Below are 10,796 nucleotides of genomic sequence, written 5' to 3'. Positions count from 1 at the left end.
CGGGCGCTAGACGGTCAGGTACTCGCGCACGAGATCGTCGTCGAGCTCGTCCATGGCCCCGGCGGCGACACGCTCGCCGCGGTCGAGGATCACGAAGTGGTCCGCGACGCGGCGGGCGAAGGGCAGCTTCTGCTCGACCAGCAGCACGGTGAGCCCGCCCTCGCGGTTGAGGTGGCGGATGACGTCGCCGATCTCGCGCACCACGTTGGGCTGGATGCCCTCGGTGGGCTCGTCGAGGATCAGCAGCCGCGGCTCCAGGCACAGCGCCCGGCCGATGGCGAGCTGCTGCTGCTGGCCGCCGGAGAGGTCGCCACCGCGGCGGTGGCGCATCTCGTGGAGCACCGGGAAGAGCTCGTGCACCCGCTCGGGGATGTCCCGCCGCCCCACGGCGGCGCGCGCGATGCGCAGGTTCTCCTCCACCGACAGCCGCGGGAAGATCTCCCGGCCCTGGGGCACGTAGCCGATACCCGCGCGGGCGCGGGCCTCGGTGGAGCGGCGCTCGATGGACTCGCCCTCCAGGGTGATCGTGCCCGAGGCGGCGGGCACCAGGCCCATGAGGGTCTTCAGCACGGTGGTCTTGCCGACGCCGTTGCGCCCCATCAGGCAGGTGCAGCCGCAGGCCGGGACCTCCAGGTCGATGTCGCGGAGGATGTGGCTCTGGCCGTAGTACTGGTTGAGGCCGATCACCGAGAGCATAGGGCTGTCCGCTCCTCCCCTGTCTGATTGATAAGGCGCGGCCGGTGCCACCGCGGGGGGCCGGATCGCTCGGGCAGACCGGTCGCAGACCGTCTACAGCCATGGAGGGCCGCGGCCGAGCGTCCCCGGAAGGATTCATGGCGCGTCCGGGATCGGCCTCCCCGGCCGGGCCCATCCCGCCACGATCCGCGACTGATACGCGTCCGACTATTCACCGAGATACACCTCGACCACCCGCGGGTCGTTCTGGACCTCGTCCATGGTGCCCTCGGCGAGCACGCTGCCCTGGTGGAGCACCGTCACCTGCCGGGCGATGGAGCGTACGAAGGCCATGTCGTGCTCGACCACGATCACCGAATGCCGGCCCGCGAGGCGCTGAAGCAGCTCACCGGTCTGCTCCATCTCCTGATGGGTCATGCCCGCCACGGGCTCGTCGACGAGCAGCACCCGCGGGTTCTGCATCAGCAGCATGCCGATCTCCAGCCACTGCTTCTGGCCGTGGGAGAGCGCACCGGCGGGCCGGCGCTCCAGTGAGGCCAGGCCGATGAGCGCGAGCACCTCGGCGAGCCGGTCGCGGTCGGCACTGTCCATGTGCGCGAACAGCGTCGGCCACACGCGCTTGTCCGCGGCCATCGCCAGCTCCAGGTTCTCCATCACGCTGTGGTGCTCGAACACCGTCGGGGTCTGGAACTTGCGGCCTATACCGCCGCGGGCGATGGCCGTCTCCGAGGCCCGACGCAGGTCGATACGGCTGCCGAACCACACGCTGCCGCTGTCCGGGCGCGTGCGCCCGGTGAGCACGTCCATCATGGTGGTCTTGCCGGCGCCGTTCGGCCCGATGATGCAGCGCAGCTCGCCGTCGTCGACGTACAGGCTGAGCCGGTCGAGGGCGCGGAAGCCATCGAAGGCCACGGTCACGTCCTCGACGTAAAGGATCGGGCCGTGGCGGGTGTCCAGCCCGCCGGCGAAGTCCGGCTCGGGCAGGACGAAGTCGAACACCCGGTCCCGACGCAGGACCTCCGCGAGTACCGTCATGCCGCCTCCTCGCCGCGCCGGCGGCGCAGCAGCCCCACGATGCCCCGGGGCAGGAACACCGTGACCACCACGAACAGCGCCCCGAGGGCGAACAGCCAGCCCTCCGGCCAGACCCCGGTGAACACCGTCTTGCCGTAGTTCACCGCCAGCGCACCGACCACGGCACCGATGAGGGTGCCGCGCCCGCCAACCGCCACCCAGACCACGATCTCGATGGAGTTCAGCGGCGAGAACTCGCCCGGATTGATGATCCCCACCTGGGGCACGTACAGCGCCCCGGCGACGCCCGCGAGCATCGCCGAGACCGTGAACAGCCAGACCTTGTAGTGGTCCACCCGGTAACCGACGGTGCGCACCCGTGCCTCGGCGTCGCGCACCGCGGTCACCACCCGCCCGAGCTTGCTCGAGACGATGAACCGGCATATCGCGTAGCCGCCGGCGAGCGCCAGTGCGGAGGCGGCGAACAGTGCCGCCCGGGTGGTGTCCGCCTGGATATCGAAACCGAGGATGTCCTTGAAGTCGGTAAGGCCGTTGTTGCCGCCGAAGCCCATCTCGTTGCGGAAGAACGCGAGCATCAGCGCATAGGTCAGCGCCTGGCTCATGATCGAGAGATAGACGCCGGTGACCCGGGAGCGGAACGCCAGCCAGCCGAACACGAAGGCCACCACCGCCGGCACCAGCACGATGGCCACCAGCGCCACCGGGAACTGGTCGAAGCCGTACCAGTACCAGGGCAGCCGGTCCCAGTTGAGGAAGACCATGAAGTCCGGCAGCACCGGATCGCCGTAGACGCCGCGGGTACCGATCTGGCGCATCAGGTACATGCCCATGGCGTAGCCGCCCAGGGCGAAAAACGCCCCGTGGCCGAGACTGAGGATGCCGCAGTAGCCCCAGATCAAGTCCACCGAGAGCGCCAGCAGGGCGTAGCACAGGTACTTGCCGAGCAGCGTCACCGTGTAGCTCGACAGGTGCAGCAGCGAGCCCTCGGGGGCCAGAAGGTTGGCGGCGGGCACCGCCACGGCCGCCGCCAGGAGTAGCGCGATGAGCACCCGCCCGGCGATGTCGCCGGTGAGCAGCCCGCCACGGTAGCCGAGCCGGGGCAGGGACTTGGCGTCAGCGGTCATAGGGGGTCAGGCCTCCGCCGCGCGGCCGCGCTGGGGGAAGAGTCCCTTCGGCCGCTTCTGGATGAACAGGATGATGAACACCAGCACCAGGATCTTGGCGAGCACCGCACCCGTCGCCGGCTCCAGGAACTTGTTGAGCACGCCCAGCGTCATCGCCCCGACCAGCGTGCCCAGCAGGTTGCCTGCGCCGCCGAAGACCACCACCAGGAACGAGTCGATGATGTAGGACTGGCCCATGTTCGGACCGACGTTGGTGAGCTGGGACAGCGCCACGCCGGCGATCCCCGCCACCCCGGCACCGAGGCCGAAGGTTGCCGCATCGACCCAGTCGCTGCGCACGCCGACGGCCCGGGCCATGGCACGATTCTGCGAAACCGCCCGTACCTTCAGGCCCAGGGAGGTGCGGTTGAGCACGAGCACCAGCAGGGTGAACACGGCCAGGGCGAAGGCGATGATCACCAGGCGGTTGACGGTGAGCGAGAGCACCGGGTTGAGCACGACCGAGCCGCTCAGCCACTCCGGCGCGCTCACCGAGCGGTTGAGGGGCGAGAACACCGTGCGCACGAGCTGCTGGAGAATGAGGCTGATGCCGAAGGTAGCGAGCAGGGTCTCCAGCGGCCGGCCGTAGAGGTGCCGGATCACCCCGCGCTCGATGACCACGCCGAAGGCCCCGGCGACCAGGAAGGCCGCGGGCACCGACAGCACCAGGGCCAGGCCGATATGGCCGGGCATGAGCTGCTGGAGCACGAAGGTGGTGTAGGCGCCGAGCATGATCAGCTCGCCGTGGGCCATGTTGATCACGCCCATCACGCCGAAGGTGATGGCGAGTCCCACCGCGGCGAGCAGCAGCACCGAGCCCAGGGACAGGCCGAAGAAGATCTGCTCGACGCGGTCGTAGAAGCTCACCCAGGTCTGGGTGCGCGCCAGTGCCGAGGCGGCCACCTCGCGCACCGGCCCGGGCAGCGCCCCGTCCGCCGCCGCCTGGCGCAGGGCATTGCGCGCCTCCGGCGCGAGATTGCCGCCGAGCTCATCGATGGCGGCCATGCGCTCGCCGCGGCTGCCCTCGCGCAGGTCGTAGAGCGCGAGACCGACGGCGAGCGCCGCGGCCACCCGCGGGTCGTCCTCGGCGTCGCGGCGCTCGCGCAGCAGCGCCACGGTGTTCTCGTCGAGGTCGCCGAAGAGCCCACGCACGGCCTTCAGGCGCATCTGCGGCGCAGGCGCGTTGAGGCGCAGCCGCGACAGGGCGCCCTCGATGCGGCGGCGCATGAGGATGTTCGCGATCACCCGGTCGAGTCCGCCGTGGGAGGCCACGGGCTCGCCGGTCGCCGCGTCGGTCACCGGTCCGTCGTCATGCCGGATGACCACGCGGCCGCTGGCGTCGTCGACGTAGAGATCCCCCGCCGACAGGGCGGTGAGCACGGCCGCCGCCCGGGGATGGCCGGAGCCGGCGATCTGTTCGGTCACCGTCATCTTCTCGCGGAAGTTACGGGTGTCCAGGCCCTGGAGCAGGGTGGCGAAGTCCGCGGCCACCGCCGCGGCACTCAGCGCCAGCGACAGCCCGATCACGAGCGCGGTGCGCAGCATTGGGCTCATCGTCCGTCCTCCGTGGGGTGGGGGCGGTGCCGGCGGCACCGCCCCGCAGCGACGATCAGTACTCCTGGCCGGAGCACTCGCCGGTGGTGACGTCGTAGTTGCCGCAGGCGAGCGGCTCGCGCCAGTCGGAGATGATCTTGCTGCTCTCCGGCAGGAAATCCGACCAGGCATCACCCGCGACCATGCCCGGGGTCTGCCAGACGGCAGCGAACTGGCCGTTGTCCTGGATCTCGCCGATGAACACCGGCTTGGTGATGTGGTGGTTGGGCATCATCGCCGCCACGCCGCCGGTGAGGTTCGGCGCGGTGACGCCGATCATCGCGTCGACCACGGCCTCCGGGTCGGCGGTACCGGCCTTCTCCACGGCCTTCACCCACATGTTGAAGCCGATGTAGTGGGCCTCCATGGGATCGTTGGTCACGCGGGAGTCGTCACCGATGTACTCGTGCCAGCGCTCGATGAAGGCCTCGTTGGCCGGGGTATCGATGCTCTGGAAGTAGTTCCAGGCGGACATATGCCCGACCAGCGGCGCGGTGTCGATGCCCGAGAGCTCCTGCTCGCCCACCGAGAAGGCGATGACCGGGATGTCCGCGGCGGACACGCCCTGGTTGGCCAGCTCCTTGTAGAAGGGCACGTTGGCATCACCGTTGATGGTGGACACCACGGCCGTGGGCTTGCCCTGGGAACCGAACTCCTTGATCCGCGCGACCTCGCTCTGCCAGTCGGAGAAGCCGAACGGCGTGTAGTTGACCAGGATGTCCTCCTCGGCCACGCCGCGGTCCATCAGGTAGCGCTTGAGGATCTTGTTGGTCGTGCGCGGATAGACGTAGTCGGTGCCCTCGAGCACGAAGCGCTCGATGCCGAGCATGTTGCGCAGGTAGTTGACCGCCGGGATCGCCTGCTGGTTCGGCGCCGCACCGGTGTAGAACACGTACTTCGAGGACTCCTCGCCCTCATACTGCACCGGATAGAACAGCGGCACCTTGAGCTCCTCGACCACCGGTAGCACGGACTTCCGCGACACCGACGTCCAGGCGCCGAAGATCACGTCCACGCCCTCCTGGGTGATGAGCTGGCGGGCCTTCTCGGCGAACAGCGGCCAGTCGGAGGCGGGGTCGACCACCACCGGCTCCAGCTTGCGGCCGAGTACGCCGCCCTTGGCGTTCTGCTCCTCGATGAGCATGAGCATGGTGTCCTTCAGCGTGCTCTCGCTGATGGCCATGGTGCCGGACAGCGAGTGGAGGACACCGACCTTGATGGGCTCCTCGGCGGCGTGGGCGCCGCCCACCGAACCGGCGAGCGCCAGGCCCGCGACGACTCCGGCCAGACGTTTACGAATTGTTCTCATGGCTGCCCCTTCCTCGATCGTTGCTTGATTTGGCACCGCCGCCCGGCGGCATCGGAAAGGGGCATTACAGGGATCGTGCCAATAGGCCCAAGACACTGTCTTAAAAGGTTATTCACGGAATACCGGCAAACCCGGAAACGTAACCGGTGGTCGACACGCACCCCGGCGTGGTGCACTGCACCGGCGCCAATGCATCATGGCGGTGCAGCGCTTCCGGCGGGGTGGCGAGGTGGCCCACGGGCCTCGTACCCACCGTCACGGACGCCTGCCGACCGGGGGCACTAACCGATACGGCCGAGCCAGGGGAAAACGTCGAGGAGCCAGTAGCTGAACCGCGCGAGCTGTCCGGTCACCATCGCCACGCCGACCACGATCATGACCACGCCACCGATGATGTGCAGCGGCCGCCCCCAGGCACGCAGGCGGGCACGGTTGTCGAGAAAGCGGTTGATGAACAGCGCGGTTGCGAGGAAGGGCACACCGAGCCCGAGCGAGTAGACGCCGAGCAAGGCGACACCGCTCCCCGCCCCGGAGGCACTCACGGTCAGGATGCTGCCGAGAACGGGGCCGATGCACGGGGTCCACCCGAACGCGAAGGCCACGCCGAGGAGATAGCTCAGCCAGGGGGTTCCCCCCTGTTCGAGGCGGTGGATCCACCGCGTGTCGCCATGGAGCCACCGCAGCCGTAGCGCTCCGCTCATGAAAAGGCCGAAGACGATCACGAACGTGCCGCCGACGATGTTGGCCGTCTCCTTGTAGGCCAGCATCACACGGCCTATGGCGGTGGCACTCGCGCCCAGGAGCATGAAGACCGTGGCGAACCCGAGCACGAACGACAGACTCATGCCGACGACCGCCAGGCGCTCGCGGTAGCCCGACAGCGTCTGCAGCTCCTCCACGGAGCGCCCGGCGACGAAGGAGACGTACCCGGGCACCAGCGGCAGCACACAGGGCGAGAGGAAGGAGATGATGCCCGCGGCGAACGCGGTCAGCAGACCGATACCGGCGATTTCAGGCACGCCTACCTCCCCTTCGATCGATAACGAACCCGAATGGCGCGTTCGTGGCAGCGACAGGGGCCGGGCATTGTCCGCACCGGCACAATGGCGTGCGCTACGGCCATCATGCCGATTCCCCGAGCAGCCGCGAGACCAGCGGCAGGATTTCCTCGTTCAGGCCGCGGGCATCTATCGCACCGATGTGCTTGTGCCGGATGACGCCGTCGGCGTCTAGGATATAGGTCTCCGGCACCCCGTACACACCCCACTCCAGTCCGACCCGCCCCTTCGGATCGAAGGCCACCGCGCGATAGGCGTTACCGTAGCGGGCGAGCCACGCGCGGGCGTCGCCGCGCGTGTCCTTGTAGTTCAGCCCATACACCGGGATCCGCTCCGCCAGTGCGGCAACGAAGGGGTGCTCCTCCCGGCAGGCGGTACACCAGCTCGCGAACACGTTGACGGCGACGACCTGCCCCTGCAGATCGCCCTCCGTGACCGTCTCCGCCGGCCGGAACAGACGCGGTGCCGAGAAGGCGGGGGCCGCCTTCCCCAGAAGGGGAGACGGCACCCGGGAGGGATCCAGCCAAAGGCCGACGCCGAGCAGCACCGCGGCGGCGAGAAATATGGCCAGTGGGAGGATCGTCCGCCTCACTGCCCCGCCTCCGCGGACATCGCCATCTGGTGGACGACCGCGGACGTCTGGATCGACGCCGATACACCCAGATCGCGGCCGTCCACCACCCAGACGCGGGATTCGCCGCGGCTGGAGACGTAGAGCCGGCCGTTACCGGGAACCCTCGCGAGGTGGTAGGGCATCGGCGCCAGCACGCGGCTGGTGCGGGAACCGTCGCGCAGATCGATGGCCAGGAGCCGGTCCTCGCCGGTCAGGGCCACGAACAGCCGGCGCCCGGAGCGACCGAGCGCGATGCCGTGGGGATCACGCCCCGTCTCGAGGCTACGCACAACCCGGCCCTCCGGGAGGGCCACCACCGTAACGGCCCCGGCACCTGCGGCGTTCACGTACAGCCGTTCCCCGTCCCCGGACAGCACCATGTGCTCGGGGCCGGCGTCGACGGTCACGCTGTCGCGAACGCGGCCCGTGACCACGTCGACGACGCTCACCGTCGCGCTGCCCGAATTGCTCACGTACACGGTCCGGCTGTCCGCGGCCGGCACGGCATAGTTAGGCGCGACCCCGGTGGGAACCACCCTGGCGAGGCGTCGTTCACGCAGGTCGATGACCGCGACGCCACCGTCACGCATCAGCGTCGCCACGGCATAACGCCCGTCCGGCGTGATTGCCACGTGATGGCTCGGCCCGGGGATCGCGATCCGCGCCACCACCGCCCCGGTAGCGGCCCGGATCAGGGTGACGACACCACCGCCGCCGGATTCACGCGCAGCGGCCTTTCCGCCGTGATGGGCCGCGTGCTCCGGTTCCCCGGCCTCCATGGTGGCCCCGGCGGCCAGGCTCGCCGCCACCAGCAGCCCACCGTCCGGACTCAGGGCCAGGCCGTGCCCGGAGGGTACCCCCGGCAGATGGCCGACCACGGCATCGCGCTGTGTATCGACCACCGCGATACCCCGCGCCTGTCCCATTGGGAGATAGGCCTGTCCCGCCGAGACCTCGGCGGAGGCGGCAGCGACGAACCCGGCGAATAGCAGCGAAAACAGCCTAGCCCTCATTCTCGCCCCCTCCCTTGTGGTCCCCGGATGCGCCCGAGTGGCGCCCCCGATGCATGAACAGGTGCATGAGCGGACAGGCGAGCAGCACCAGGTAGAAGAGCATCCCCAGGGACGCTCCCGTCTGCGAGACGCCGAATACCGCGACAACGGTTCCCAGCGCCAGTAACGGCAGCATGTATTTGGACCGCGCCCCGGAGACGCTACGTGTGGCTTCGCCCGGACGGCGATGCGGCCGTGCGGGCACGGATCGGTCGTCGATCGACATGGACGTTCTCCTTGAAGTCCGGATTCTCACCCCCGGGCCCGGGATACACCGTGGCGCGGGGGAACAAGGCAATCAGGGATGAAGAACGTCAGGTCCGGGGCGGGCGGAAAGGCGGCACCGCATAGCCCGGCGCCGCGCCTTTCGCCGTCACGACGGCGACGGACGGCGCACAGGGATCGAGTGAAACGAGGCTGGCGCGCACCATACCGTGGGTCTGGGCACAGTGCAGATCGGCATCGGTGAGTTCGATGCCGGACGAGCCGAGTCCCGGCGCAGGAAGCCGCGCTTCGGCCGTCACGGCATAGACCCGCACCTCGTCATCACCCACTCGCAACGTGACGCCGGCGCCACGATCGGCGAGGACGGGCAGGGCAATGCCGCAGATGATCAGCATCAGCAGCAGCCGTCGCCAGACTGCGGGATTCATGCGCGATCCCCCGTCACACATGCGTGGCCGTGGCCCCGTTCACGATGTAGCGTCAGGCTCGTCATGATATGGCGGTAGAATGACCTGTCTGCCGTTAATGGATGGATCGTTTCAGATGCGATAGCCGCCGCTGATACTCCTCCTCGTCGATCTCGCCCTTGGCGTAACGTTCGGCGAGGATCGTGTGCGCGACCGGGCTGCCGCGCCGCCTGCCCGCTGTCACGTCGGAGAGCGCCTTCACCAACAGCACCGCTGCCGCGATGAGAACCCCCCAGAAAAGCACCATATGAATCGCGCCGGGAAGAAACCATTCCCAGCCCGAGGCGTTCATGTGCCACCCCATGCCGTCCCACATCATCTTGGCCTCCTTGTGCTGCCATCAACCGCTAACGGACGGGGCAGTGCACTGGCAGGGATGCACCGCCCTGTTACCCGAATCCCGGGACATCTCCCGGGTCAACCAGAAACCCGCGCCCAGCAGCAGGGCGCCGCCGTAGACCATCCCCTCGCCCGGCACCTCGGAAAAAACCAGGAACCCCAGAAACGAAGCGACCACCGGTGAGACAATGATGTCCACCAGCGCATAGACATTCGCACTGATCGACTTGAGCACGATCGCTATCCCGAAGTAGGGAACACCCGTCGAGACAACGCCCAGCCCGGCAGCCCAGAGCAATACGGGGACCTCCAGACCACCTGAGCCGAATGTCGTTGACGCGGTCACCTCGCCGGGGCCGGCGACAAACAGCGACGGTGAAAGCACCAGTGCGGCCACGAGCATGGACCACGCGATGTCACTGCCGGTTTCGGTTTTCCCCTCGTGGCGCAGGTAGGTGACCATCGCCGCGTAGATCGCGCCGGTCGACAGCGCCACGGCATTGCCAAGCGCATACCCGCCGCTGAAGGGCCTCGCCATCACCACGCCAGCAAGCGCGACGGCGAATATGAGGATGTAGCTACGCCGTGCCGGCTCACGGAGAAACAGGGCGGAAAAGATGAAGACGAAAAACGGCGCGATGCTCCAGAAGATCACCGCATTGGCGATGGGCACGAGCGACATGGCGAAATTGAATGCAGCACCCTGGGCGGCGATCAGGACACCGATAACCGCCGTATCCCGGACATTGCCGCGGGGAAACCGCGGCCAGCGCCGCTCCACTGCCGCCCGGGCCAGGACCAGGAACACGGCCGCGAACCCCATCGCGTAGAACGTCAGCGTCTGTACCGGTATCGCGCCACCGGTGAGCTTGACGAACACGCCGATCGTGGCCTCGCCAAGCGTGATCAGCGTCAGCAGCCCGATGGCTCGCGGATTCATGCGCCAGGCTCCGGGGTGCGGGTCACGTCGATCGTCTCCGCACCGGACTCATCCAGGCAGCCCCGCTCGACCTGAAGCGTTACGAAGAAGAACCCGTAATCGTGGCGGAGCATATGGTGGGCCCGCCTCAGGACCGACTGGGTATCGACGCCTTCAGCGACGCGCAGATGCCCTGAGAACACGCGGCGCCCACTGGTCAATTCCCACGCATGGACGTGATGCACGTCCTCGACCCCATCCACCCCGTTCAGTGCCCGGCTCACGTCATCGAGGGCAACCTCTGGGGGCGTCCCCTCCATCAGCACG

Annotated in this window: 12 protein-coding genes and 1 pseudogene; all 13 read right to left on the bottom strand. The window is 68.4% G+C overall.

Annotated features, from left to right (window positions below):
• Positions 1-6 precede the first annotated feature (6 nt).
• The gene (urtE, locus tag G7A99_RS11205) at positions 7-696 is read right to left on the bottom strand and encodes an urea ABC transporter ATP-binding subunit UrtE (RefSeq protein ID WP_018718038.1); all 690 of its coding nucleotides are present in this window, start codon (positions 694-696) and stop codon (positions 7-9) included.
• A 207-nt stretch (positions 697-903) separates the two neighbouring features.
• On the bottom strand, positions 904-1,731 hold the full coding sequence (gene urtD / locus G7A99_RS11200; protein ID WP_163140236.1) for an urea ABC transporter ATP-binding protein UrtD: 828 nt from the start codon (positions 1,729-1,731) through the stop codon (positions 904-906).
• Complete coding sequence (urtC, locus tag G7A99_RS11195; RefSeq protein ID WP_018718036.1) at positions 1,728-2,855, bottom strand: urea ABC transporter permease subunit UrtC; 1,128 nt, start codon at positions 2,853-2,855, stop codon at positions 1,728-1,730. Before urtC ends, urtD begins: the two co-directional genes overlap by 4 nt.
• Before the next feature lie 6 nt (positions 2,856-2,861).
• On the bottom strand, positions 2,862-4,448 hold the full coding sequence (gene urtB / locus G7A99_RS11190; RefSeq protein WP_240466247.1) for an urea ABC transporter permease subunit UrtB: 1,587 nt from the start codon (positions 4,446-4,448) through the stop codon (positions 2,862-2,864).
• A 55-nt stretch (positions 4,449-4,503) separates the two neighbouring features.
• Positions 4,504-5,796 (bottom strand): urea ABC transporter substrate-binding protein, encoded by a 1,293-nt coding sequence (gene urtA / locus G7A99_RS11185; RefSeq protein ID WP_026321056.1) that lies wholly within the window; start codon positions 5,794-5,796, stop codon positions 4,504-4,506.
• A 281-nt stretch (positions 5,797-6,077) separates the two neighbouring features.
• A complete protein-coding gene (locus G7A99_RS11180) occupies positions 6,078-6,815 on the bottom strand; it encodes a cytochrome c biogenesis CcdA family protein (RefSeq protein WP_018718033.1) in 738 nt (245 codons plus the stop codon).
• Between the two features lie 103 nt (positions 6,816-6,918).
• Positions 6,919-7,446, bottom strand: coding sequence for a DsbE family thiol:disulfide interchange protein (locus G7A99_RS11175; RefSeq protein WP_018718032.1), 528 nt, complete (start codon positions 7,444-7,446; stop codon positions 6,919-6,921).
• Positions 7,443-8,480: a YncE family protein gene (locus G7A99_RS11170; protein ID WP_026321055.1), complete on the bottom strand. Its 1,038-nt coding sequence runs from the start codon at positions 8,478-8,480 to the stop codon at positions 7,443-7,445. The genes G7A99_RS11175 and G7A99_RS11170 overlap by 4 nt, the downstream gene beginning before the upstream one ends.
• Entirely contained in the window at positions 8,470-8,745 is a 276-nt protein-coding gene (locus G7A99_RS11165; RefSeq protein WP_018718030.1) for a DUF2933 domain-containing protein, read from the bottom strand. The genes G7A99_RS11170 and G7A99_RS11165 overlap by 11 nt, the downstream gene beginning before the upstream one ends.
• An 88-nt stretch (positions 8,746-8,833) precedes the next feature.
• A complete protein-coding gene (locus G7A99_RS11160; RefSeq protein WP_018718029.1) occupies positions 8,834-9,172 on the bottom strand; it encodes a hypothetical protein in 339 nt (112 codons plus the stop codon).
• 94 nt (positions 9,173-9,266) lie between these two features.
• Entirely contained in the window at positions 9,267-9,530 is a 264-nt protein-coding gene (locus tag G7A99_RS11155) for an SHOCT domain-containing protein (RefSeq protein WP_205599814.1), read from the bottom strand.
• A gap of 21 nt (positions 9,531-9,551) precedes the next feature.
• Positions 9,552-10,490 (bottom strand): DMT family transporter, encoded by a 939-nt coding sequence (locus G7A99_RS11150; RefSeq protein WP_018718027.1) that lies wholly within the window; start codon positions 10,488-10,490, stop codon positions 9,552-9,554.
• Positions 10,487-10,796, bottom strand: a pseudogene (locus G7A99_RS25465) (zinc ABC transporter); the annotation flags it as partial. The gene G7A99_RS11150 and the pseudogene G7A99_RS25465, both read right to left, overlap by 4 nt.

The organism is Arhodomonas sp. KWT, assembly GCF_010993615.1.
This window is presented reverse-complemented; position numbering and strand designations above follow the sequence as displayed.